This window comes from Parajatrophihabitans canadensis (genome assembly GCF_053764775.1).
Genome location: NZ_CM132445.1, coordinates 4,524,330 through 4,548,827 on the forward strand (window position 1 = coordinate 4,524,330; position 24,498 = coordinate 4,548,827).

Genomic DNA, 24,498 nt, shown 5'->3' on the forward strand with positions numbered 1-24,498 from the left:
GTACCTGTTTGGTGCGGGTCTTGCGAACTTACTGCAATCATGAACAGCCAATGAAGAAGCTGACAGCTCTGTTCGAGCAAGCCCAATGCAGCCCCCGGAAACCGGCGGAATCACCGAAGCCGGTGAAGAAGATGCGCCTGCTTACCGAAGCCGAGCTCGAGGACGTTGTCGCCCGCTACGAGGCTGGTGACACCATTAATGGACTGGCCAAGTCCTTTGGGATCGACCGCGAGACGGCCCGGAACCACTTGGTTCGGCTGGGTATCCCGTTGCGTTCGAACCAGTCCCTGTTGGCCGATGCTCAAGTCGCGGAACTTATTATACAGTACAAGTCCGGCTTATCGACCTATTCGCTGGCGGCGCGCTACGAGGTCAGTCCGGACACGATTCGGCTGCGGCTCAAGCAAGCTGGCGGCGTCCTGCGCAGCCCGACGGCCTGGCGGAGCAAGCCGCGAGCCGACTAGGGCTGCTGCTCCCGGAAGATCTCCAGCAGCACCTTGGCCAGTCGCTCCGCATCCGGCTCCGGGTGAACGACCGACGTGACCGTGATCCGACGCTCGGTATGGGCCCAGCGACGCTTAGCGGATAAGACTCTCGGCGGCGGATCGCCTTCTGCTAGCTGGGCTTCCAGCTTGGCCAGGGCCCGACCAGCCTGCTGCGGCAGACTCGGTCGATCCAGGGTGATCAGCTGGCGGTGCTCGATTAGCTCCGGCTGACTCAAGTTGTTCGAGGGTTGGTAGTAGGCATGGAGCTGCCACTGCTCAGTAGCTGATAGCCAGGAATAGATGCCCTCAGCAGTGAGCCACAACCGGCGAAGACGACCAAAAGAACTGCACCGCGTCGGTACAGTTCTGTCTCTGGTACAAAGTTTCTGGCCGGGCGTTCACCTGCTCCAACGCCTTCAACCGCTGGGCCTCGTCCTCCTTCAACGCGCCGCACTTCGCGCGCCATCGGTAGAACGTCTGCTCGCTGCACTGCAGCCGCCTGCAGACCTGCGGGATCGTCATCCCCTGGCCCTGCAGCTTCTCCGCCTCTCGCAGCTTCGCCACGATCTGCTCCGCCGTGTACCGCTTACCAGGCATCAGCCACCCCCACAGGTCCTCTCATCTTTCGACGACTCCCACAAGATGTGGACCGAAAAGCGGGGGGCGGACACTCGCCTTAATAGGATGACCTTGCGAAGAGTTTGAACATGGTTCGGCCCGGGTACGCGGTGACTGCGTACCCGGGCCGGTTGCGGTTTCTGAGAGGCTAAAGCGCTGCCCCGATCTCGTCCAGTACCCGACTGGACTCCTCGATCGTCCGCGGGTTGCTGTTTCGCATGAGGTCATGGTCGAACCGCCCGAGAGCCATCAACTCGAGGGCCCGGAGGATGACGATCTTGTTTGCCTCGGCAAGGCCGAAGTCCGATATGACTGCAGCCACGACAATCGGATACTTGACGTCTGCATTCGGCGTGGGTCTCGCGCAACCACCAATACGAGAGCAGCGACACCAGTGTGCGACGCCACCAGCCGCGAAGCGGCGTACAGCTTGAACCTCCGCCGGCCCCACTTAGCGCGGGAGTCCACCGTCACGATGATCGGACCCTTGCTCTTAGTCTTCCGCTCAATGACGTCGTCCGTTGCGCTCTGACCAACGGTTGCCGCGGTCATCGTCCGAACACCTCTTCGCTCGAAGTTGTTCTCGAATCGGTCAAAGTCTCGTCGATGACGTTTCAGCCCCGAGATCAGCAGGTCGAGATCTTCGACGTCGAGAGTTACTTCAGCCTTGACCACGTCACCCTGCCCGGTGAGGTAAGCCAGATTCGTGATTCTCAGGGTCACCCGCGCGTCGCCGACGATCTGCTTACCGTTGAATATCTCGTCGTACCTGACACGCTGAATCGACAACTCGGCCTCATCGCTCATCGACGTCCACGATGTCGGATAACCCCCGTGCAAGAGGAGGCAGGATCAGGCGCCAACGTCAACCCGAGCAGCGTGAACAGGAACCGACGACTAACGCGAGCAGGCAGGCGATGGCGCAGAAAGCCCGAGGCCGCCGCCTATTCATTTCAATTCCCTATTTCCTCTTCGAACTCGACAGCCCAGCCCCGGTTCCCTGCGGCCCACTGACGATCGGCTTCCTCGACGAACGACCATGCGTCGCCAACACCGAGGAGCGGTTCGAGAACACCTTTCGGCGTGCTCGTGATCTGTCGTCGCGCGTTCTCGGGCCAGCCATGTGGCGCAACCTCGACCTCGTAACGTCGAGAGAACGGCATCTTGGACGATACGCGTCGGATGTGGATCATGGCTGGATGTCCTGGAAATAGTTCCAATAGCCGTCAACCTGGTCGAGCTCCATGTTGTAGAAGTCGCTAGGCGGTATGCCAGGTGGCTCGCCGATGTTGATGATGCGTGAGCCCGCGTCCATCTCGCCGTTGATCCATCTCTTGTTGAACCAGAGGTCGACTCTCTTCATGGTCTTCGGGGCGACGCGCTCCAGTACCCGGGGAATGATCTTCAGCGTGGCGCCGTAGTAAGCGTAGCCGTTCTTTTCTGGTGACCGGCATATCATCCAGTACAGGCGTGGCGTTCGGGGATGGCGAACACTTTGCGGGAGTGCGCGACACCAGCTTCGCTCATGTGCGTCCATGACGATTCAGGCACACCCGCGTTCGCACCAATTCCGTGGTGTGAGATTCACGAAAGCACGTGGAGTCGGAACGAGAAGACCATTCGCGAAGTCTCTCAGCTTGAGAGCATCGACGCTCGAACGAGGCGCCGTCGGCGATACTTGCAGCCTTCATCGGCCTGCCACGCGGATCCAGTACCTCGATGTCACGCATCATCCGATGCCTCGTTCGCAGCCCGCTGATACGTAGGTGTGGGCGACACCTGCCGATGGCATCCGCGATCGCGGGTTCGAGGGCGTACGAGCACCCTGGTCGGATTCCTGGTCGAACCCTCTTCGGGCGCGGCAGTAGGGGCGCGCGGCGTGGCAGGCCCGCTGCAGATCGCATCGGGTCGCATAGTAGATGATCAGACGCATGGCTGAGGACGGCGCCGCAGCGCCCACGACGAAACCCAAAAGTCTGTTCGATGCGAGCGCGGCAGCGGCGGGTTACGCAATGCAGATGCGCTACGCTCTCCTGCGCGCACTCGAGCTGCTCAGAGTCGGCGTCGATTGGCAGATTTCTGTCGAGGCGGGCGACGACGTGGAGCTCGTATCGGCGAATGGCTACCGAAGCCTCTTCCAAATCAAGCATCGCGCGCCGGGGACAACCCTGACAAACGCGAGTTCGGACCTGTGGAAGACGCTCCGGATCTGGGCCGAGAGCGTCAACGATCAAACCATCGAGCTTCCGACCAGCCACTTGTTCCTGGTGACGACGAGCACGGCCGTGCAAGGCACGATAGCGGAGTACCTCGTAGCCGACGGGGAACGCCGGAATGTGGATGTGGCAGTCGCAGAATTGAACGCAATCGCTGACGCCGGCGGATCGCAGTCCAACGCCAAGTCTTACGCCGCTTGGACGGCACTGACTGACGCCCAACGGCTAGCACTACTGGACCGCGTCACCGTAGTTCCAGAGAGCCCAGACATCGATGCTGTGAAAGATCTCCTCCACGACATCTGTGGCTTGTCGGTGCGTCGCAGCCAGATCTCTGCGTTTGTGTCACGACTTGAAGGTTGGTGGTTCCAGCGGTGCATCGAGATTCTTCGGGCAACCTCAGTCGCCTACGTCACCGGTGACGAATTCGACGCCTTCGTTAGCGACATGCGCGAAGCGTTCCTTCCCGAAAATCTCCCAATTGACAGCGACGTCCCACTTCTCGAGCCTGACACTAGTGCCTTCACAGATCACCTGTTCGTCGCGCAAATCGGCTGGGCCGGGGTAGGTACATCGAGAATCGCCTCAGCGGTCAGGGACTACCTACGGGCATACACCCAGCGATCGAGATGGACGCGTGACAGCCTCGTAGGTCCAGACGAGCTCGACGGCTATGAGCGGCGACTGGTTGAAGAGTGGCGATACGTATTCGACCGATACGCGGAGGAGCTGTCCGCCGACTCCAGCGAGGCTGCCAAGACCGCCGTGGCCCGCGAGATATATCGGTGGGTAGAGGAAGCAACGGCCCCACCAATTCGAGAACACTGTACCGAGAGGTTTCTCGTTCGCGGCTCGCTGCACATGTTGGCGGACCGATCCGAAACCGGCGTCGGCTGGCATCCGGAGTTCGCGGCGCGACTGATGGGCCTGTTGGAACCGGCGCTCACGGCGTGACGAGGAGGAACAGTCGTCATGAGCCGCCGGAAGTCGCAACCCTGCTGAATCCGGCGCTGATCGCGTTGCTGCTATCACGCGCAACAAATGGGTACCAGGGCGTTGATGCTGCAGGAATGCCCTACATCTACGCACCAATCGTTGCGACGATTGCGCTATATCCCGACGCCCGTGCCACACTCTCCATGAACGTGACGACGAAGTTCACGAGTTGGGCGATGGCCAACGACGATATGCAGCTGTCACTTCAGTCAAAGATCGCTGGAATGGTCCCGATCGTGAACGAAGGACTACTGTTCGCCCTACGACACGATGTTCTCAAGCTCTCAGCGGCGCGATTCACGTCCGGTTCGCATGGACCGACCAAGGTTGTAAGGAGCGAGAGTAGCGATGTAACTGCCGCTCAGCGCGCCGCGGTGTACCTCGGTCGGTGGCTAGCGCATGCAGGGCAGCCGTCAACCGTTTGTGCGATTCTGGGAGTAACTCCATGACCTTCCAAATCCGGGCGCTGCATCTGTACAACGCCTCTGGGGCCCGTCGCACTCTGCCGTTCCGCTTGAACGCAATCAACATCGTCACCGGCCGATCTGCTACAGGTAAGAGCTCCATCATCGACATCATCGACTACTGCCTCGGCAGCTCCGGCTACCACGTTGCCGCTGGGGTCGTTCGCCAGGCAGTGCAGGTTTACGCACTGGAACTGGAAACGAAAGACGGAGTGGTGCTCGTGGCTCGCCCAGCGCCCGCCGGGGGCCGAGGCACGAGCACACAGATGCACGTGAGCTACCGCGACAGGGATGCGCCGCCACCCGAGATCGAGGACTGCACGATCAACTCGAATCTAGACTCCGGCATCGCCTTCCTATCCCGGGCTGCAGGGATCGACGACAACATCACAGACCCCGGCAGCGGTCGCCGAGCGGCCTTCGACGCCACCATTCGACATGCGCTGTTCTTCTGTATCCAGACCCAGGGCGAGATTGCCAACCAAGACACTTTGTTCCACAACCAGGGTGAGGAGCGGATCCCGCAGGCTATTCGGGACGTGCTGCCCTATTTCCTTGGCACGATCGACCCACAGTACGTCGTCAAGCGCGAGTTGCTTCGGATACGCGAGCGCGAGCTTCGAGAACTCGAACGGCGATCAAGCGATGAGACTGCGCTTGCACACGCGCCTGGACGGGCCGCGGGATTGCTGTCGGAGGCCGTGGCGGTAGGGCTCGCCGCGCGGCCGGAGACACTGACACGATCTAGTGCGATTGAGGCCCTATCTAGCGTGCTCGAGGCAGGCGTCGAGCTGTTGCCTCCTTCAGATCGCACGGACGAGTTGGCCGACCTTCTCAGCGCGCGAGAGCAACTCAGGACCGCATACTCCGAATCACGAGCGGAAGTTCGCCGGCTTCGGAAACTAGCGAAATACGAGGACGACTTCACCGGCGAAGCTGGCGAACGACGAAGCCGTTTACAGTCGCTTAACCTACTTAGGTTGGCCGACGACGACGAGCCGCACAACGATGCTTGCCCACTGTGCCAGTCCGTCCTGGTTGATCCGCTCACGGCCGTCTCGGACATCCAAGAACACCTTGCCCAGGTCAGTCGCGAAATAGCAGATGTCAATCAGGATCGTCCCCGAATCCAAGTGGCACTCGGCGTTGCGGAGGGCCATCTTTCGGCGCTGACTGTCGAGCTCGGATCGAACCAGCAAGAGATCGAACGTGTGTCGGAGAGCATCGAGACCTTCGAATCTGTCCGTGAGACATCGCTGCAGCGGGCGGCCGTTCGTGGTCGGGTCTCCCTATTTCTCGATTCAGTCTCACGCGAGACTGAATCCGCGTTCGCGTCTGTACGACTAGACAAGATCCAAACTGAGATCGAGATCCTTCGACGCGAACTTGATGTTGACGCGGCGGCGGAACGACTTGCCGCCGCACTATCGCGCATCTCGTACCAAATCACCGATGTTGCTGCGAGGCTGGAACTGGAGCACGCACCGGCGCCGGTTCGGCTTGATGCACGGGCGCTGACCGTCGTAATCGACACCGCTCACGGCAGCTATCGGCTCCGTGAGATTGGGAGCGGCGCGAACTGGCTCGGCTACCATCTCGCCACGTTGATCGGTCTGCATATGTTCTTTGCTGAGCACACTCGACCAGTCCCGCGTTTCTTAGTTCTTGATCAACCTTCGCAAGTCTATTTCCCCCCGGACTCGACCGGCCTTGAATCGCTGGGCGATGACGACCACGCGTCGTTGGCACTAGTGTTTGACGCTCTCTTCCGGTTTGCCGACAGCGCGAATGGAAGCTTTCAGCTTCTGATACTCGAGCATGCAGATTTGAACGACCGGCGTTTTGCTGAGGCAGTGGTCGAAAGGTGGCGCGTCGACGGCCAGGCCCTGATCCCAGCGAGCTGGATCAACCAGATCGGTGAGTGAGCAGGGTGTCACCGCTCAGATGACCGGAGGCTGCTCGTGACCTGACAGGTTTCTTCCGTGGGTGGACCTGTTCACGTAAACGAGCGACCAGAACAGGCTCCGGAGCATCACTCTGGGCTTCCAATTTGGCCAATGCCCGACCAGGCTGCTGCGGCAGGCTGGGCCGATCCAAGGTGATCAGCTGCCGGTGCTTCAAGCAGCTGCTGCTGGGTCAAGTTGTTCACGGGCTGGAAGTAGGCATCCAGCTGCCACTGCTCCGTAGCTGATAGCCGGGAATAGTTGCCCGCAGCAGTAAGCCACAACCGGCGAAGACGATTATGGGTAGCTAAGTACTGCTGATTGGCGGTGCGGGACATGCTGCACTTAAATTATCCCCCCCCCCCCCCCGGATTTTAAAGAGGACTTTGACGGGACGGCTCTGAGAGCCGCGATACGGTCACGACGGTACGAACGCAATACATCGCGAGCATCGTGGAAAGAGGTAGCTTCCGAGAGCCGATACAGCCACGGTTGCCTTAGCTCATGAACCAGGGTGATCCGGCCTCGTAGCCCCACCGCTATCGCCAGCTTCAGCCAGCGCGGCGCCTTCCGATCTTGGGCACGGAAATCCATCAGCAGGAACACCTGCTCGTACTCCGTCAGCAGTGCTAACACGTACACCGCCGGCAACATCGCAATGGGCAGCCAGACCGCCAACGCAAGCTAACCATGGTCAAGTGCCTTCCACTGGCTGTGAATATCCACCGTCGTCGCAACGACAAAAGTCAACCTGATGATCACAAGCAAGCCATCAAACAGGCGCTGCACTGGGCGATACTCCGCCCTCGTTGCAGCAAAGGCCGACATCATCGTGATGAACACGCTGATCGGAAGCACCAGCAGCTTAACCCACAACCGGGATGTGGGGACGTTCACGAAGAGAACTCGATGAAGGTGCTGACACCAAGCGTCGCTAAAGCCGTAAGACGAAAATATGCGTGGTCTGCTCCAGCCTTTATGCTGGAGCAGAGAGCAGCGCAAAAGAGGCTGGAACGAACCAGATGACGATGTCCTTAATCTGATCCGTGCCCCAGAAGTGAGCCATGTCAGCCAGAAGACCGCTAGCAAAGTCCATACGCCGACGACGCCCAGCGCGGCCAAGATCTTCCAATTGCACACGGCAGAAACGACATTCGCAAGCGTTGCCCGAAGATCTCTCATCGACAAGACCCAAACCAGAGCAGCAACGATCCAAAAGAGGGCTGCGAGCTCCCGGTTAAATAAAGCGTTGACTCCCATCAGTTGGGTCTACTTAAGCCACCGGCGGAAAGCCGACACGGGGCAGCCGATGCAAAAACCCTGGGATCTACAAGACCAACCGTCTTCAACGAGCCTTTGGCATCAGGGAGGCAGACCTTCAAACGCCTCGCGAATTCGAGTGTCGGCATCGCTCAGGTCAGCATCTTCGTGTTTGTCCTCGACGGGCCAAATCTTTCCGAATCCGTCTGCCTTCCACCGCGGTACTACATGCAGATGCAGATGAAACACCGTCTGCTCGGCGGTCTCGCCCGCAGAGATAGTGAGGTTCATCCCTTCCGACCTCAGCGCCGCTTCAATTGCCTGGCCCAACCGAATCGTTGCAGCCATCAGCTTGGCGTCGAGCGGCAGTTCGACACTCCAGAAGTCGGTTACGTGCGTCCTCGGAATGATCAAGGTATGCCCTGGCGTGGCAGGATTCAATGGAAAAGAATGCAACCCAGTCTTCGGTTTCGTGGATGACCTCTGTCTCCGCATCTGGTCGTTGCACAGCGGCGGGTAGGTGCCCGGCATCGCCTCATCGGCGGGCAGGAAGGTCTCCTTCGCACCTCGTCGGTTGTCCTCTTGCTTCTGCGTCATGTCCTCAACACGACAGTTCTGCGCCGGATCACCGCAAAAAAAATCGGCGCCTAAAAACGCGCCCGCCAAATCTTGGCCCCGCTTTTTCACCAGCCCGCGTGGTCATTCGGAGACCTTATTCCGCTGGCTCAGTTACCCGTTACGCCACCGGTAACAATCCCCGTCGACTCGACAGCAGGGCGGCGTCCCTCTGGTTCGCGCTCCGCTGCAAACTGCTCAGGACTGCATGCTCCGTCTCGGGCGTCCAGAAGATCTGCAAGTGCTCTCGCGCTCTGGTGATTGCGGTGTAGAAGATGTTGTGCGAAATGTCGTCCTCGTTAGCATCCGTGATAACGACCTTCACCGAGTCGTACTCGAGGCCCTGCGCTTTGTGGATCGACACCGCGTAGGCGACCTGGAACGGCACCGACCCGGTCGTCGAATCGTCATCGTCGTCACCGTTGCCGCGCTCGTACACGTCGAACTGCACGGTCGAATCTTGAACGTAGCGGAGCTGGACACCATCCACATCGAAAGCAGTCACCGGTCGATCAAGTGAGACATCGAACTCGATGCGGCCCGGGAACGTCTGGATGGCTACGATCTTGCCCTTCAGGTTGTTATAGATGACCGGCCTGAACCGGTCGGTCTCGTTGAACAGCACCGGGTCGCCCACCTTGTAGGTCGAGGGGCCCCAGACCGTCGCTGCACCGGGGTTGGCGCTCTGAAGGAAGCGATTGACGTTGTTGATGCCGTAGAGCCCGTCGTAGTTCAGGCAGAGTATGATCTCGTCGTCCCGTTGCGCCTTGAAAAGAGACTCGTCGAGCACCGTGGAGTAGCTGTTGCGGGCCAACGTCTCCGCGACGTCGTCCTTCAACTCGCGGACCGTCGACCACAGGTCCAGAAGGTTCGCGTTCTTGGTCCTGAACGGCGTCTTGAGCTCGAACACCGCCGTGTTGGGGATGAACGACCGAGCAAGCCCGAACCAGTTGCCGAACTGGATCGACTCGATCTGGAAGACGTCGCCAACCAGCACGAGGAGCTTGAAGGACGTCCGTTCAAGCACCTTCAGCAGGTCGGAGTTGCTGACCGTACTGCACTCGTCGATGATCACGACGTCGTAGTTGGTCCCGTCCGTGCGGCCGATCTGGCTGCTGATGGTGTGGAAGGTCGCGTTCTGCGCGTTGACTCTCCGCTTGAGGTTGTCGACGGCCGGATTCGTATGAGCGAGGAAGAGCTTCTCGTTGCTATTGAAGTAGTTGGCGACGAGGCTGACCATCGTCGACTTGCCGGTGCCCGCGGCGCCATAGATCAGTGCAACCTGCGAGTCGATGAACAGCTCCTGGAGCGCCCTCACCTTGAGCGGGTCATCGGGAGCTGGAATCGTTTGCGCCAGCCACTGCTTGACGGCAGCCTCGTAGCCGGCGATGCCTTTGGCCGCGCACTGCTGGAGCTTGTCGATGATTGCGACGGTGCCGTCCTCGTAGTCTTTGATGAAGATGTGCCCCTTGTCCTTCAGCAACTTGCGACCGGTGTGCTTGTAGTACAGCTTCCGGTTATAGGTCGCGATCAGTTTTTCGACGTCTCCAAGGTCCTCCAGGTCAGCGACCGGTGTGTAGAGCATGCCGCGATCTTCAACGTTGATCTTCACGCGTCGTGCCAGGAGCTCGTCGGTGCGCCCGCTTGCGTCCAGGCACTCGGCGAGATCAGTGAATCGGGGGTTATGCCCATACAGCGACGTACAGAAAGGCATGCTGTCGAACGGCTTGCACCCATATTCGAGGCGCAGGTTCGACAACACACCACAGGCGGCCGGCGTGTATTGCCGCTTGATGATCTGGTTGTTCATCCGCAGCATCAGGTAGCGGAGCACGTTGGATCCCGCGACATCTGCGCGAATCATCTGACGTGCTACGTCGAGCGCGGGGAAGATCTGTGGTTGCTGCGACCTCTGTGTCGCCCAAATCTTGAGCCTTGCGTACTGGGCGTCCCCCATGTCCACAATGTCGAGCAGGCTCGACGAGGTTGTGGTGATGTACTGCATCAGGTTGCGGTACTCAGCGCCGCCGGCCGACACCTTGATCGACTGGCCGAGTATCCGCGCGAAGTTATCGAACTCGCATGGGCGGATCGACACCTCCCACTCCCGGATGATCGTGATCGGCATGGTCTGTCCGAGCACCCGGATCGAGTCGCTCTCGAGCGTCAGGTTCGCCGCGTACTTGTCGGTGATGTCGATGTCCGTGAAACCGATGATGCGATCGAACTTGCTGACCCTGTTGACGGCGTTGTAGAAGGTCACTTCGTGAAACACGTGCCCGCCTATGTAGAAGGGCCGCACCGCGTGAATGTAATAGCGCCTCTTCGGAGCTTGGCTAGGTGGCAACGAGCGCGCGGCCACGATCCGGTCTGCGATCTTTTGGTGGTACTCCTGAAGCGAGGGGTCTAGATCGACGGGAAAGTCTTCCAGGTTCGCCAAGATGTCGAGCGTGAGCTGGGTGCGAGCCAAGTCCCGAACCCGATGCAGGTAGTCGTAGTACTTGAGCATCAGCCGCTCGGAGGGATCCCCGCCCAGCGTGTAGTGCGAAGCGCTGATCTGCAGCAACTTATGGAATCGCTTTAGGAAGTTCAGCTTGCCATTCGCGCCCACGTAGGCGAGAGCCGGAGCTACCGACGTGTACTGGAACTCCACGTCTCCGCTACCCGCTTGGAGTCGCACCACCACACCCTCGACCAGGTTGCGCAGCTGGCTGAGGATGTTCTGCGCCAGCAGCGCGCGACCCTGACTCGGCGTGGCGATGTTCGACGAGATCGCGCCCGCTGCACCGCGAATCTGTTCATCTACGGTGCTCACGTTGCGCCCCCTTGCCGCCCCATCAGTCCCGACCAGCAATGCGTGCACGACGCCGCTCCTTAACAATAGCTCAGGCCGAAGAACCGCTCGACGAAAGCTCGGAGCTTGGTCAGCAGACGCCGCTCGTTCTTACCCTGAGGCCGTCCTGCGAGCAGCGCGACACCCGTGGAATCAGCTTCGTGGCAGGCCCGTTCTGAGCCCGACAGCGTAAGCGGCGCCGCGCAGATCGCAATGGATATGCCCTGCTACCGATTCGGCTTAGTGTCTCAGGGATATTGGCTGCGCTCAGACACCCATCGTTAACACGGGGTAATGACGAGTGGCCTGATGCTTATGAGCGCGCGAGCCGGGTCACGGCAAGGCCTCAAGCATGAGTAAGACAGTTCTTTGTTCCAAAGTAAGCGGCTGCCGTGTGCTCATAGGCGCACTCGGCATTCGCCCCGCTTGACCGTACGGCAGGCTTTCGCTGGCAAACCCGACACGGAGGCTCAGTCCAACGCCCGGTCCGCCCAAACAACTACATGACCGGCCACATCCGCGTCGTAGGCCCGAACGATGACTCTGTCATGAAATGCCACGTCCGGAATCGGTGACGATCCCCGGCGCCGAGCGCAGGCTGGCACTGCGGGCGGACGGATCGATTCGGGATAGCCGAATCACGCCGACCAGGGCCATCGAGTCGATTGCCCTACGGTCGAACAGATCGCTTCTATGCCATGGGGACGGACGGGTTACGTGTAGATGGCGAGCGACACTACCCGGACCGCGCGGTCACCGATGCGTGAGGCGAAGCGGACATCGAAAACCTCCACCCGGTAACCCCCGAATATCTGAGAGCCGCCTGCGCGAGCGGTAGTCAAGACTGGACAGCTGATGTGGGGAACCCGTGGACGTCGGCCATCGACCTTCTTCCATCTTCACTGATTTGTCGCGCGGCGTTGACGTCAGTCATCTTGGCAAGCTCATGCCGCCCAAGAAGACGCGCGCGCCGCAGCATCCGCAGCCCGAGCAACCAGCGGCAGTTCACCGCCATCCACGTCGATCCGTGCGAGTAGCCGACAAATATCCGAACTGAGTGCTCCGTAAACAGGTGATGGCGAAGGCGTACGGTCATGGAACAAGTCAGATCACGAAGCGCACATAATAGCGGCGGCGAGCATGGAAAATGCGCTCAAATCATCGCGTAGGGGTACTGCCGGCGTGATGAGACCTGCCTTCAAACCGCGACGAGTCGCTTCACGAACGGACAACTCGCGATACCTGAGTCCAATCTCGCTCTGAAGGGCAAACCTCCGGCGTCTCAAGTAGTCGGCTCCAACGAACTTCCGTTTGGGGATCCGGCTTATCGTGCGGCGAAAGCTAAATCCCAGCCCAAGCGAACTCGACAAGGCCGATCGATGAATTCTCCGACACAGCACCACGCACGGACCCGCAACCCGGCGACCTCGCACGGGGCCGCCGAACGGACGATCTTGATCGCTGCCCGGAGCCGACAGCGGACGCTTGTCCGAGTTCTAACGCTCATCGGGCGGCTCCGTGTAGACGTTCTTGCTCTGCACGCGCCCCAGGCGTCACCCGGTGGGACCGGCGCGATCCGCCTTTCAGTACGGATGTCTGACCGGCTGACATGTAACCAGCTCATTCGGAAGCTTCAAACTCTCGACGACGTCATCGATGTCGTCGAATCGGCGCCGAACGAGGCTCACGTCACATGATCCGCGAGCATTCACCCGGACGGGGTGGGGATTCGGGGAACTCGTGTGACTGCGTTCGGAGCGGCACAGCCGATGTCCAAGCTCTCCGACACGAGCTCGGCGTCCGCATATTGCGATCGGCAGACTGGATCGAGGAACGAACGGGAATTACGGAAATTCGGATTCGCGCAGCGCCAGAACCACCTTCGTTACGACAGCCAGCCCTACCATGCGCCGATCGAGGTTCGCGCTTGCTACTCAGTTGAAAACAACAGCTACCTGTCGTTCGATCGCCTCGGCGACGAGCCGTACCTCCCTTCGCCGGGCGTTCTCCAACCTGCTGCTCATCCAGTAGGTCAGGTAGACGCTCGCTTCGTCGTCAAGAATTCGAACGAGATCTGGCGATCGCCGCGCAAGATACGCGGGAAGGATGCCGACGCCCACACCGCTACGCGTCAGCTCGAGCTGGACGAGAACGCTTGTTGCGCCGAGTACGTGAGCTCCGTTTGGGAACAACTTCTCGACGAAGTCGAGGTCTGCGATTTGGAGCATTGACTCCACGTAGTAGATCGGTACGTGCTGAGCAAGATCGGCGAGACTTCGGGGCCTGGGGTGCGATTGCACGTATCGGTCAGATGCGAAGATGCCAAGCTCGTAATCGGTGAGCTTTTGCACCGTCAGCCGTGGCGAGGCTGGCCGCGTCACCCCAATGTCGAGATCGGACGCTGGACCATAGGTGTGAGATGGGCGCGTGACGGAGGTTAGTTCGAAGGTAATTCCCGGATACTCCCGGTGAACGGCGGCAAGCGCCGGCACTGCGACGAGGAGCCCGAATACCTCAGTGGAGTTGACCCGTACCCGGCCGCGCGGAGCCGGCTCGGCCGATGACTCGTGCTCGCCGGTGAGCTTATTAAGCGCTTGCTCGACCAGCTCCGCGGAGACGAGTACCCGTTTGCCGGTCGCTGTTAGTTCCCACCCATCCGGTGCCGGAACAAGAAGTCGCGCGCTCATCGATCGCTCCAAGGCCTTGAGCCGGCGAGCTACTGTCGTATGGTTGACCCCGAGAATTTCGGCTGCAGCAGTGTGAGTGCGTCCGCGGGCGACGGCAAGCAGATAGAGAAGGTCCGTTGGGTCGACCATGAGCCTGCCGTCCTTGACGTCGTATGCGCGATGCCGTGCATTTTTGCACATTCCATGCGCAGCGTTCGGTATCGACTCAATGAACTGTCCCGCGGATGATTCAGCATACGTAGATGCACGTTTGACGATCTGACTCACTACGACGCTCCAGTCGGTCACACCTAGCCAGGGGAGATCTGTGTCGCTTCATGCCGGGATGCAAGCCGCCCAGTCGCTAGAAGTCCCGCCAGTCGTAGGCATGCATATCGGCGGTGAACAAATTGGCGCGCTTGCGGACGAGTGGATGGATGTCTTGTCGCCCGGGCGCCTAGGCGCCGTGTTAGCACGAGTGCCGCGAGCGCAGGCAGCGGACGTGGACCGTGCCGTCCTCGCTGCCGGATCCGCGTTGCCCGGGTGGCGGTCGCTGCCAGCCACGGTAAGGCAGGCCGCGTTGCTCGACATTGCCAATGTTTTGTTCGAACATGCCGAGGAGCTTGCACGCCTCACTGCCGCGGATACGGGTAACGCGCTGCGTACCCAGGCTCGTCCTGAGAGCCAGACCGCCGCGCAGTTGTTCCGCTATTTCGGTGGGATCGCAACAGAGACGAAAGGCGTCGTGTTGCCAGCTGGTGACGCGCAGCTTCAATACAGCATTCGCGAGCCCGTCGGCATCGTTGGCGCGATCCTGCCGTGGAATTCGCCGCTGATGATTGCGGGGATGAAGATTCCGGCCGCCCTTGCCGCCGGGAACACGATCGTGGTCAAGGCGGCGGAGGATGCACCGCTGTCGGTCCTGAAGCTGGCTGAGCTCTGTGCGCCGTACCTTCCTGCGGGTGTGCTAAACGTCATCACTGGCCTGGGGAGCGAGTGCGGCGCTGCCCTCGTGGCTCATCCTGGCGTTGACAAGGTTTCATTCACTGGTTCGACCGAGGTTGGCCGAGGTGTCGCGCGGACATCCGGCGAGAGATTGGTGCCGGCATCGCTCGAGCTCGGTGGCAAGAGTCCAAGCATCGTGTGGCCCGATTCGGACGACGACGCGACCGCAGAGGGCGTCATTACTGCCATGAGATTTGCTCGCCAGGGTCAAAGCTGCACAGCCGGGTCGCGACTGTTCGTACACGAGGACATCTATGACAGTTTCATTGACCGGACCGTTCGACGTCTTCGGCAGATGGTGGTTGGCGACCCGATGGAGGAGTCGACCGACATGGGCGCGCTCATCAACGCCAAACAGTATCGGAGGGTCTGCGGATACATCGATGAAGGACGGGCCAGGCCGGACATCGACCTCGTGCTCGACGGGGCCGACCTGATCCCCAGTGGGCTCGACGGATACTTTCTTGGACCGACTGTGTTCTCCCGCGCCGAGAACAGCTGGCGGCTAGCCCAGGAGGAGATCTTCGGGCCGGTCATGGTCATCATTCCATGGAGTGACGAAGACAAGGTCATCGAGATGGCCAACGACAGTCACTACGGTCTTGCCGCATTTGTGTGGTGCCACGACCTTGAGCGCGCGCTGTCGGCCGCCCACAGAGTCGAGTCGGGCTGGGTGCAGGTCAATCAGGGGGGCGGCCAGCTGGTCGGGCAGTCCTATGGCGGAGTCAAGGACAGCGGCATCGGCCGGGAGTTCTCGCTTGAAGGAATGCTCGAGTCCTTCACTCGGATCAAGCAGATCAACGTGAAGCTCGACCAGGGCTCGTGAGCCCCAGATAGATGCGCAGCAACCAGCAAATCACCAGCGTCTGTGGGCATCCACACTGAGGACGGTTCCGTATACAGATTTAGTTTGACGTCCTAGTATTCTTATCAGTGGCCGTTCATCGCATCCGAAAAGGACGCCGCCCGTGGCCTTCACGAGATCACATCAATGAAACGTAGCAATTAGCAAACCGAACAATCTAATCAATCGGCGACCGGGATTATTGTCGATCGCGGGCCCGAATAGGAGCTCACTGGTGTTTGCGCTTACCGAAGACCACCGAGACCTGGCAAAAGCCGTTCATGACTTCTCGGCGGATAAGATCGCGCCCTACGCGGTGATGTGGGATAGGGATAAGTTCTTTCCCGTCGATGTGCTGTCCGCTGCAGCCGGACTCGGCATGGGCGGGATCTATGTCGGTGAGAAGTTTGGCGGTTCGGGCCTGAGGCGCTTGGACGCGGCTTTAATATTTGAGGCACTGGCGGAGGGTTGTCCTTCAATCGCAAGCTATATCTCAATTCACAACATGGTTGCGTGGATCATAGACGAGTATGGCGATGAAGAGCAGCGGGCCAAGTGGCTGCCCGACCTGTGCACCATGACGACGCTAGGCAGCTATTGCTTGACGGAGCCCGGTTCTGGCTCTGACGCCGCAGCACTGACTTCTCGAGCCACGCGTGACGGTGGTGACTACGTATTGGACGGAGTCAAGCAGTTCGTCTCTGGAGCCGGTGCGGCAGAGATTTACATCGTTATGGCCCGTACGGGAGAGAAAGGTCCGCGTGGCATAAGCGCCTTCGTTGTCGAACGCGACACACCGGGACTGTCCTTTGGCGCAAATGAGCTAAAGATGGGTTGGAATGCGCAGCCGACGCGGCAGGTCATATTGGAATCCGTCCGGGTGCCCTCTGGCTCGATGTTGAGCGAGGAGGGCGCCGGTTTTCGTATCGCGATGAACGGACTCAACGGCGGTCGGCTCAACATCGCGGCGAGTTCACTCGGCGGAGCTAGCGCCGCGCTCAAGAAGACATTGAGGTACATGCAAGGGCGACGGGCCTTCGGCTCGAGCTTGAACCAGTTTCAAGCGCTCCAGTTCGAACTTGCAGACATGGCCACGGAGCTTGAAGTGGCTAGGACATTCCTGTGGCGAGCCGCGGCTTCCCTGGATTCACGGGAGGAAGGTTATTCGGTCCGTTGCGCCATGGCGAAAAGATTTGTCACCGATGCCGCTTTCGATGTTGCGAACCGAGCACTGCAGCTTCATGGCGGGTATGGATACCTGGCCGAGTACGGCGTGGAGAAGATCGTTCGGGACTTGCGCGTTCACCAGATTCTTGAAGGGACGAACGAAGTCATGCGAATGATCATTGCCCGTGAGCTGATAGGCGTTGAACTGTGAACGCGGCCACAAGCGACCCGGTCTCTGTGTCACGTCGTGGGGCGCTCGGGCACCTCACTCTCAATCGGCCGGAAGCAATCAACGCTCTCTCGCATCGAATGGTGAATATCCTTGGTCGCTTCCTTGAGGAATGGCGCATGAGCGAAGACGTCCGCCACGTCGTAGTGGACGGCGCGGGCGAACGGGGCCTTTGCGCGGGCGGCGACATCCGAGCGATCTACCACGACGGACTCGCCGGTGGTCGAGCGTCCGAACTTTACTGGGCCGATGAATACCGGCTGGACGCCGCGATCGCTCGGTATCGCAAGCCGATCGTGGCCTTCATGGACGGAATCGTGCTAGGCGCGGGAGTCGGCGTCAGCGCGCACTCAAGTCATCGGGTGGTGTGCGAGAGCTCTTCGATAGGCATGCCCGAGGTAGCCATTGGCTTCTGTCCCGACGTGGGCGGCACGTATCTGCTCTCGCGAGCTCCCGGAGAGTTAGGGACGCATCTGGCCCTGACGGCGAGCCGGATGAATGCGGCCGATGCAATTTACTGCGGTTTTGCGGACATCTTCATACCTCGAGCGCAACGTGATCAGCTGTTGACGGACCTCGAAACATCGCGCGATGTCGGCGTGGCCTTGCAGGAATACGCCTCAGACCCTGGGCAAGCATCGCTCCCGGCCCACCAATCCTGGATCGACGAGTGCTATTCACCCGACACTGTCGAGGAAATCCTCGAACGTCTGCATTCGCACAGCGATCCCGCCGCCCAAGAGGCTGCGGTCAAGGTCGAGTCGGCCTCCCCCACGTCCCTCAAGGTGGCGCTCAGAGCTCTGCGAGAAGCCCGCGCCGACGCGCAGCTGGAATATAGCCTGATCCGAGAGATGGGGGTGTCCTTGCGGTGCATCGCAGGGCGCGAGTTCATCGAAGGCATACGTGCTCAAGTCATCGATAAGGATCGACAACCAAGGTGGAACCCTGCGACTTTGACCGACGTAAGCAACGCAATCATTGATTCCCACTTCGATCCGGTGAATGCGAACAAGCTGGCAATTTACGTACCTGGACTGGAGGGCAATCATGGACGGCAGCAGAATTGGTAGCGTTGGGTTTGTCGGCCTCGGCAACATGGGAGGGCCGATGGCTGCGAACCTGGTCAAAGCGGGCTATCACGTCTCGGGGTTCGACCTCTCCGAGGCCGCATTAGAACTAGCGCGCCGCGCCGGTGTTGGGATCGTGCCCTCCGCCGCTGAGACTGCGAAAAGTGCGGATTTCGTCGTGACGATGCTTCCGGCCGGGAGGCACGTGCTAAGCACCTATGGCGACGAAACTGGCCTGCTGTCCGCTGCCAATATCGACACAGTTTTTATCGACTGCTCGACTATAGATGTCGAGGATGCCCGCAACGCGGCATTGGCAGCGGTAAGCGCCGGCCATCGAGCAATCGACGCGCCTGTCTCGGGAGGCGTCGTTGGAGCCGAGGCGGGAACACTCACCTTCATGGTCGGCGGCACCGACGCCGACGTCGCAGCCGTCAGACCGCTTCTGTCTGCAATGGGGCGCAAGATGGTGCACTGCGGCGCCTCAGGTGCCGGCCAAGCCGCCAAACTTTGCAATAATATGATCCTTGCTATCTCGATGATCGGGGTCAGCGAGGCATTCGTTCTCGCTGAGCGCCTCGGCCTATCTCACCAGGCGTTGTTCGACGTGTCTTCCACAGCGACCGGACAGTGCTGGGCCCTTACAAGCAACTGCCCGGTGCCGGGTCCGGTACCTACGAGCCCAGCAAACCGCGATTACCAAGCCGGGTTCTCCGTGTCCCTGATGGCGAAAGACCTCGGGCTCGCTGCGAATGCGCTCACAGAGTCCGCGGTCGACGCGCCCTTGGGCGCGGCGGCGGCGAGCCTCTACAGGCAACTCGCGGAGTCTGACCGCGCCCGTGAGGACTTCTCGACGGTAATCAACCACATCCGCGAGCATCCATCCCGGGAAGGCTAACCCATGTCGACCAACTATGAAACGATCTTGCTCGACCGCCGCGGACGTGTAGCCGTCGTAACGCTAAATCGCCCCACCGCCCTAAACGCGCTCAACAGCACGATGATGCACGAAGTCACCGGTTCGGTTGCTCTTCTCGACACGGACCCCGGTGTCGGCGCAATCGTGATCACCGGTTCCGGCAAGGCATTCGCAGCCGGCGCCGACATCAAAGAGATGTCCCAGCAGTCGTTCAGCGACGTCTACTCAAATGGCTGGTTCTCGCAGTGGGACTCGCTTTCATCGGCACGGACACCCTTGATCGCCGCAGTGGCAGGCTACGCACTGGGCGGAGGCTGCGAACTCGCAATGCTCTGCGACATCCTTATCGCCGCCGACACCGCGAAGTTCGGGCAACCCGAGATTAAGCTCGGCGTCACTCCGGGTATGGGCGGATCCCAACGCCTGACGCGCGCAATCGGCAAAACCAAGGCTATGGAGATGTGTCTCACCGGTCGCATGATGGATGCTGAAGAAGCTGAACGTTCCGGTCTCGTCTCGCGAATCGTTCCCGGCGATAGCCTCCTTCGGGAGGCGATGTCCTTGGCAGAAACGATCGCGTCGATGTCGAAGCCTGTGACATTAATGGTCAAGGAGGCGGTGAACCGGGCCTTTGAGGCGTCGCTCGCAGAAGGCGTCTTCCTCGAGCGCCGGCTCTTCTACTCCACCTTCGGGCTTGAAGATCAGAGCGAGGGCATGGCTGCCTTTAACGAGAAGCGCTCGCCGAACTTCAAACACAAATGAGCGGCCCGCTCGATGGACTGGTCGTCGTCGATCTCAGCCGGGCCGCACGCTGCCATGATGTTGGAGATCTTGGCGCGCGAGTCATTAAGGTGGAATCTCACGTGAGTGACGACACACGCACCTGGGGACCGCCTTTGATGTCTGTCCCGGAGTGCGAACGAGAGTCTACCTATTTTCTCGCGGCGAACCGGAACAAAGAGTCAATCTGCCTTGACGTCAAGGAGGGTCGAGACAAGGAAGTCCTTTGCCGGATGATTGAGAAGGCGGACGTTCTCATCGAGAACTTCCGGCCGGATGTCATCGCTCGCCTCGGCTTCGGCAGCACCGTCATGGCAGCAGGAAACGCGCGGCTGATATCTCCGTCTCTCAGCGGATTCGGCCACGACGGCCCTGACGCGGGGCGAGCGGGCTACGACCAGATCGCACAAGGCGAAGCCGGGCGGAGATCCCTCAGCGGATCTAGCCCCGATGACCCCCAGCGCGTGGGCGTGCCGGTGAGCGACCTCCGAGCCGGGATGTACGGCGCCTACGGTGTTGTCGCCGCCGTCGGAGAACGCAACCGAACGGGGTCGGGCCAAGCCGTCCGAACATCACTTCTGGGCGCCGTAGTCTCGTCCCGGGCTTTTCGAACCCCACCATTCCCACCCAGCTGATCACCGCTACCTGAGCCCGGTGAGGCACATCACGACCAGGCAAACGCTCACCCAATAGTAACGGTGTAAAGCTGTAAGTGGACGATCCCGTGAGCGTGGCCGGCACAGTGCATCCTCACCCCAAGACCGTGGGCTGATCACGTCCGTGACACTCTGCTTGTTGGCTAGCAAGGCTAAAGACATGCCATCGTGAGGGAATCAGGGATCAACCTAGTTGGGCTGCGTTCAGCCGCTCGTATGCACCGGATAAGGCAGGAAGCTTCCCCGGTTGCGGTCGATGCCGAGCTTGCGATCAAACGGTGGAATGCCCGCTAGAGGCAGCCAGTGCGTTCACAGACTTTGCAGCAAACGCCGATCGGCTGCCGGATCTCGCACCCGAGCGCGACGGCGCAGGGTTTGCCAGCGCACCGAAACGCTAAGGCTGCGGAAGACCGTGTGGGCCATCCAGGGGCATCGGCCCGCCGGAGGCATCTCCAGAACCAACCGGTGAGCGGACGATCGCGCAAGCAGATTCGGCGGGTGCGGCGATCCTGGGCGCGGCGACACGGAGCTGGCGAGCTCGGTCTGTTCTGCTTCTGCCGGGTCCCTCGGCGAGCGTTGCGATCTCCAGCTGCGCGGCCGAATCCGAGCCTTTGCCCGTTCGGCGTAGCCGGCCTCGGCAGTGGCGCTACGAAGCTCGCCTCGGTTAGGAGCTTCGTTTCGCCATGGCCCTAGGGGGCTTTCGCGCACGAAGGACGAGTAACTATGTAACGGGCGTAGGCCCAGCTGGTCAGGTAAGGCGGCAGCTCGTCGGCTAATGCGACGGCCTCGAAGACCGTGCGGGCGTCCTTGACACGGTTGCCCGGCGGGGCCTCTGCCGCAGCCGCTGCGGCCTCGTCGTCGAGTAAGCGGAGCACCAATGGACGATCGACGGTTGCTGCGTCGGGACTGCTGGCGATCGGTGTGGCGTTGTGGAGCCATTGCCAGATCTGGCAACGGGAGATCTCGGCGGTGGCGGCGTCCTCCATCAGGCCGTGGATCGCGACCGCGCCGTTGCCTGCGAGCCAGGCGGCGATGTAGCGCAGGGCTACGCCGATGTTGGCCCGCACGCCGTCCAAGGTGACCTGCCCGGGTGTGGCGGATACTGCCAAGAGGTCGGAAGCGGTGATCGATACGGGGTCATCGGGTGCGGTGATCTGGTGAGGGGCGGCACCGAGTGCCTCGTCGAACACGGTGCGGCAGGTGTCGACGAGGCCGGGATGTGCGACCCATGATCCGTCGAATCCGAGGTCGGCCTCCCGCAGCTTGTCGAGTCTCACCTGCTCAAGGGCCTTGGTGTTGGCTGCCGCGTCCTTGCTCGGGATGAATGCCGACATGCCACCGATAGCGTGAGCGCCGCGGCGATGGCAGGTGTCCACCAGCAGTGCGGCGTAAGCCTGCATCATGGGTGCGGCCATGGTGACCGCGGCCCGGTCGGGCAGTACAAAATCGGCGCCGCGAGACGCGAAGGCCTTGATGATGCTGAATAGGTAGTCCCAGCGTCCAGCGTTTAAGCCGGCGGAGTGGTCACGTAGCTCGTAGAGTATCTCCTCCATTTTAAACGCGGCATAGATCGTCTCGATCAGGACGGTGGCTCGGATGGTGCCTCGCGGAACGCCGAGCAGGTCCTGTGCGGCGAGGAACACTTCGTTCCACAGCCGAGCCTCGAGCGCACTCTCGAGTTTCGGCAGATAGAAGTATGGTCCGCTGCCGTTAGCTATCTGTCGTTGTGCGCAATGGAAGAAGTAGAGTCCGAAGTCGAGCATCGAGCCCGACACTGGGCGCCCGTCGATCAGCAGGTGCTTGTCGACTAGGTGCCAGCCTCGGGGCCTGACGACGATGGTGGCCGGCTCTGGGCCGACCTCGTAGTGCTTGCCGCCTGGGGCGTCGAACGACAGCGTTCCGGAGATTGCGTCGAGCAGGTTAGCCTGCCCGGTGACAAGGTTCTGCCAGGTCGGGGTGTTCGCGTCCTCGAAATCGGCCAGCCACACTTTGGCGCCCGAATTAAGCGCATTCACGGTCATTCGGCGCTCCGGCGGTCCGGTGATCTCGACCCTTCGGTCGGACAGCCCGGGCGAGGGCGGGGCGACCTGCCAGGACGAATCGTTGCGAATCGGCGCGGTCTCCGGGTCAAAGTCGGGATTTGCCCCGGCGGCAACCGAGGCCGCGCGCTGACGTCGCGCGCCGAGCAGGTCGGTTCGCCGCGCGGCAAAGCGGCTATCGAGTGCTGCCACGAAGGCGAGTGCCTCTGGGGTGAGGATACGGGCCGAGTCAGCCGTGACGGGCCCGACCACGATGACTTTGCTGTCCATCTCAGTGCTCTTATAGGTGGTGGCCATGGCTAGAACTGCGCATGTTCGGTCGAACCCGTCAGGGCTGTCGTCTCAGAGTTCGGGTTAAGAGCGGTGCTCACCAGGTCAAAGTATCCAGTGCCGACCTCACGCTGGTGCTTCGTGGCGGTATATCCGGACGCTTCGGCCGCGAACTCCCGCTCCTGAAGCTCGACATAGGCGGGCATGCCGTCGGCTGCGTAGCCGCGGGCCAGGTCGAACATCGAGTGGTTCAGCGCATGGAAGCCAGCCAGAGTGATGAACTGAAAGGAGTAGCCCATGTGGCCCAGTTCGCGCTGAAACTTGGCGATCGTCGAGTCGTCGAGATGCCGGCGCCAGTTGAACGAGGGAGAGCAGTTATAGCTGAGCATCTGATCCGGATACTCCGCCTTGATAGCTTCGGCGAAAGTGCGCGCCAGCTCGAGGTCAGGCAGCGAGGTCTCCATCCAGAGCAGGTCAGAATATGGGGCATAAGCCAGACCACGCGCGATGCAGGGCTCGATGCCGTTGTGCACTCGGTAGAAACCCTCGGCCGTGCGTTCGCCGGTGATGAATCTGCGGTCACGTTCATCGACGTCGGTGGTGATCAGCGTGGCCGCCTCGGCGTCCGTGCGTGCAATGATGACCGTCGGCACGTCAAGCACATCGGCGGCCAGCCGCGCTGCGTTGAGGGTACGGATGTGCTGCCCGGTCGGGATCAGTACCTTGCCCCCAAGGTGGCCGCATTTCTTCTCCGACGCCAGCTGGTCCTCCCAATGCACTCCAGCGGCGCCGGCGGCGATCATCGACTTCATCAGTTCGAACGCATTTAGTGGGCCGCCGAAGCCTGCCTCGGCGTCGGCCACGATCGGGGCCAGCCATTCAATGTCATCGTCAACGCCCTCGGACCAGCTGATCTGATCAGCGCGCAGCAGCGCGTTGTTGATCCGCCGGACAACCGAAGGCACTGAGTTGGCCGGGTAAAGGCTCTGATCCGGGTAGGTCTGCCCCGCGAGGTTGGCGTCCGCGGCAACCTGCCAACCGGAAAGGTAGATCGCCTTAAGGCCGGCGCGGACGCTCTGCACCGCCTGGTTGCCAGTGAGCGCGCCGAGCGCGTGCACGTAGTCCTCGGTGTGTAACAACTGCCAGAGTCGTTCGGCCCCGCGGGTCGCCAGGGTGTGCCGTTCAATAGTTCGGCCGCGCAGGGTGATGACGTCAGTGGCGGCGTAGCTACGCTCGACGCCACCCCAGCGCGGATCCGTACGCCAACTGTCAGCCAGATCGCTAGCGGCCGTCGCGCGTTCGGTCTCTGTGGTGGGGCTGACCGCGTCAGCTGCACCATCGGAACCGCCGGTTTGGCTGAGGGGGCTAAGTGCCGGATTCGTCTGATCGGTCATGCAGACTCCTTGGTAGTGAGCCACCGTCAGTG

The 24,498-nt window shown here is 60.9% G+C and carries 23 protein-coding genes; 11 read left to right on the top strand and 12 right to left on the bottom strand.

Translation table 11 applies throughout. The features are described from left to right. Positions 1–50: 50 nt before the first annotated feature. Entirely contained in the window at positions 51–464 is a 414-nt protein-coding gene (locus ACSMXN_RS21790) for a hypothetical protein (RefSeq protein WP_022915979.1), read from the top strand. Here ACSMXN_RS21790 and ACSMXN_RS21795 read toward each other — a convergent pair. The 5 genes from ACSMXN_RS21795 to ACSMXN_RS21815 form a co-directional block, all read right to left on the bottom strand. Next, positions 461–808, bottom strand: a complete 348-nt coding sequence (locus tag ACSMXN_RS21795) for a hypothetical protein (protein ID WP_022915980.1) — start codon at positions 806–808, stop codon at positions 461–463. The two genes, ACSMXN_RS21790 and ACSMXN_RS21795, sit on opposite strands and share 4 nt — an antisense overlap. Then, positions 792–1,082, bottom strand: coding sequence for a transposase (locus ACSMXN_RS21800; RefSeq protein WP_022915981.1), 291 nt, complete (start codon positions 1,080–1,082; stop codon positions 792–794). Before ACSMXN_RS21800 ends, ACSMXN_RS21795 begins: the two co-directional genes overlap by 17 nt. A gap of 270 nt (positions 1,083–1,352) precedes the next feature. After that, positions 1,353–1,910 carry a hypothetical protein gene (locus ACSMXN_RS21805; protein ID WP_022915983.1) on the bottom strand — a complete coding sequence of 186 codons (558 nt, stop codon included), beginning with the start codon at positions 1,908–1,910 and terminating at the stop codon, positions 1,353–1,355. 146 nt (positions 1,911–2,056) lie between these two features. Then, a complete protein-coding gene (locus ACSMXN_RS21810) occupies positions 2,057–2,266 on the bottom strand; it encodes a hypothetical protein (protein ID WP_155958610.1) in 210 nt (69 codons plus the stop codon). A 26-nt stretch (positions 2,267–2,292) separates the two neighbouring features. After that, positions 2,293–2,562 carry a hypothetical protein gene (locus ACSMXN_RS21815; RefSeq protein ID WP_022915985.1) on the bottom strand — a complete coding sequence of 90 codons (270 nt, stop codon included), beginning with the start codon at positions 2,560–2,562 and terminating at the stop codon, positions 2,293–2,295. A 472-nt stretch (positions 2,563–3,034) separates the two neighbouring features. Here ACSMXN_RS21815 and ACSMXN_RS21820 point away from each other — a divergent pair, with 472 nt between their 5' ends. From ACSMXN_RS21820 to ACSMXN_RS21830, 3 genes are read left to right on the top strand one after another with little or no spacing between them, the layout of a single operon-like run. Beyond that, positions 3,035–4,273, top strand: a complete 1,239-nt coding sequence (locus ACSMXN_RS21820; protein WP_022915986.1) for an ABC-three component system protein — start codon at positions 3,035–3,037, stop codon at positions 4,271–4,273. Continuing rightward, positions 4,270–4,764: a three component ABC system middle component gene (locus ACSMXN_RS21825; protein WP_022915987.1), complete on the top strand. Its 495-nt coding sequence runs from the start codon at positions 4,270–4,272 to the stop codon at positions 4,762–4,764. The genes ACSMXN_RS21820 and ACSMXN_RS21825 overlap by 4 nt, the downstream gene beginning before the upstream one ends. Then, positions 4,761–6,704 carry a DUF3732 domain-containing protein gene (locus ACSMXN_RS21830; protein WP_022915988.1) on the top strand — a complete coding sequence of 648 codons (1,944 nt, stop codon included), beginning with the start codon at positions 4,761–4,763 and terminating at the stop codon, positions 6,702–6,704. The genes ACSMXN_RS21825 and ACSMXN_RS21830 overlap by 4 nt, the downstream gene beginning before the upstream one ends. 107 nt (positions 6,705–6,811) lie before the next feature. Here ACSMXN_RS21830 and ACSMXN_RS21835 read toward each other — a convergent pair whose 3' ends face one another. The 4 genes from ACSMXN_RS21835 to ACSMXN_RS21850 all read right to left on the bottom strand — a co-directional run bounded on the left by ACSMXN_RS21835 (position 6,812) and on the right by ACSMXN_RS21850 (position 11,412). Continuing rightward, positions 6,812–7,060: a hypothetical protein gene (locus ACSMXN_RS21835; protein WP_022915989.1), complete on the bottom strand. Its 249-nt coding sequence runs from the start codon at positions 7,058–7,060 to the stop codon at positions 6,812–6,814. 346 nt (positions 7,061–7,406) lie between these two features. After that, the gene (locus tag ACSMXN_RS21840; RefSeq protein WP_155958584.1) at positions 7,407–7,982 is read right to left on the bottom strand and encodes a hypothetical protein; all 576 of its coding nucleotides are present in this window, start codon (positions 7,980–7,982) and stop codon (positions 7,407–7,409) included. Positions 7,983–8,084: 102 nt separating this feature from the next. After that, on the bottom strand, positions 8,085–8,669 hold the full coding sequence (locus ACSMXN_RS21845) for an HIT family protein (protein WP_155958585.1): 585 nt from the start codon (positions 8,667–8,669) through the stop codon (positions 8,085–8,087). A gap of 49 nt (positions 8,670–8,718) precedes the next feature. Continuing rightward, positions 8,719–11,412, bottom strand: coding sequence for an AAA family ATPase (locus tag ACSMXN_RS21850; protein ID WP_022915788.1), 2,694 nt, complete (start codon positions 11,410–11,412; stop codon positions 8,719–8,721). 1,397 nt (positions 11,413–12,809) lie between these two features. Here ACSMXN_RS21850 and ACSMXN_RS21855 point away from each other — a divergent pair. Continuing rightward, positions 12,810–13,127, top strand: coding sequence for an ACT domain-containing protein (locus tag ACSMXN_RS21855; protein WP_022915791.1), 318 nt, complete (start codon positions 12,810–12,812; stop codon positions 13,125–13,127). 237 nt (positions 13,128–13,364) lie between these two features. Here the strand turns inward: ACSMXN_RS21855 and ACSMXN_RS21860 are convergent, their stop codons facing one another. Then, positions 13,365–14,246 (bottom strand): LysR family transcriptional regulator, encoded by an 882-nt coding sequence (locus ACSMXN_RS21860; RefSeq protein WP_027140046.1) that lies wholly within the window; start codon positions 14,244–14,246, stop codon positions 13,365–13,367. A gap of 196 nt (positions 14,247–14,442) precedes the next feature. Between ACSMXN_RS21860 and ACSMXN_RS21865 the strand changes: the two genes are divergently transcribed. The 6 genes from ACSMXN_RS21865 (at position 14,443) to ACSMXN_RS21890 (ending at position 20,742) form a co-directional block, all read left to right on the top strand. Beyond that, positions 14,443–15,927: an aldehyde dehydrogenase family protein gene (locus ACSMXN_RS21865; protein ID WP_027140047.1), complete on the top strand. Its 1,485-nt coding sequence runs from the start codon at positions 14,443–14,445 to the stop codon at positions 15,925–15,927. 253 nt (positions 15,928–16,180) lie between these two features. After that, the gene (locus ACSMXN_RS21870; protein ID WP_022915794.1) at positions 16,181–17,323 is read left to right on the top strand and encodes an acyl-CoA dehydrogenase family protein; all 1,143 of its coding nucleotides are present in this window, start codon (positions 16,181–16,183) and stop codon (positions 17,321–17,323) included. Then, entirely contained in the window at positions 17,320–18,411 is a 1,092-nt protein-coding gene (locus ACSMXN_RS21875) for an enoyl-CoA hydratase/isomerase family protein (protein ID WP_022915795.1), read from the top strand. Before ACSMXN_RS21870 ends, ACSMXN_RS21875 begins: the two co-directional genes overlap by 4 nt. Beyond that, the gene (gene mmsB, locus ACSMXN_RS21880) at positions 18,389–19,306 is read left to right on the top strand and encodes a 3-hydroxyisobutyrate dehydrogenase (RefSeq protein ID WP_022915796.1); all 918 of its coding nucleotides are present in this window, start codon (positions 18,389–18,391) and stop codon (positions 19,304–19,306) included. The genes ACSMXN_RS21875 and mmsB overlap by 23 nt, the downstream gene beginning before the upstream one ends. A 3-nt stretch (positions 19,307–19,309) precedes the next feature. Continuing rightward, entirely contained in the window at positions 19,310–20,089 is a 780-nt protein-coding gene (locus tag ACSMXN_RS21885; protein WP_022915797.1) for an enoyl-CoA hydratase, read from the top strand. Continuing rightward, positions 20,086–20,742, top strand: coding sequence for a CoA transferase (locus tag ACSMXN_RS21890; RefSeq protein WP_022915798.1), 657 nt, complete (start codon positions 20,086–20,088; stop codon positions 20,740–20,742). Before ACSMXN_RS21885 ends, ACSMXN_RS21890 begins: the two co-directional genes overlap by 4 nt. A 710-nt stretch (positions 20,743–21,452) precedes the next feature. Here the strand turns inward: ACSMXN_RS21890 and aceB are convergent. Both aceB and aceA read right to left on the bottom strand, forming a co-directional pair. Beyond that, the gene (gene aceB / locus ACSMXN_RS21895) at positions 21,453–23,099 is read right to left on the bottom strand and encodes a malate synthase A (protein ID WP_022915800.1); all 1,647 of its coding nucleotides are present in this window, start codon (positions 23,097–23,099) and stop codon (positions 21,453–21,455) included. A 2-nt stretch (positions 23,100–23,101) separates the two neighbouring features. Beyond that, positions 23,102–24,466 (bottom strand): isocitrate lyase, encoded by a 1,365-nt coding sequence (gene aceA, locus ACSMXN_RS21900; RefSeq protein WP_022915801.1) that lies wholly within the window; start codon positions 24,464–24,466, stop codon positions 23,102–23,104. Positions 24,467–24,498: the final 32 nt, after the last annotated feature.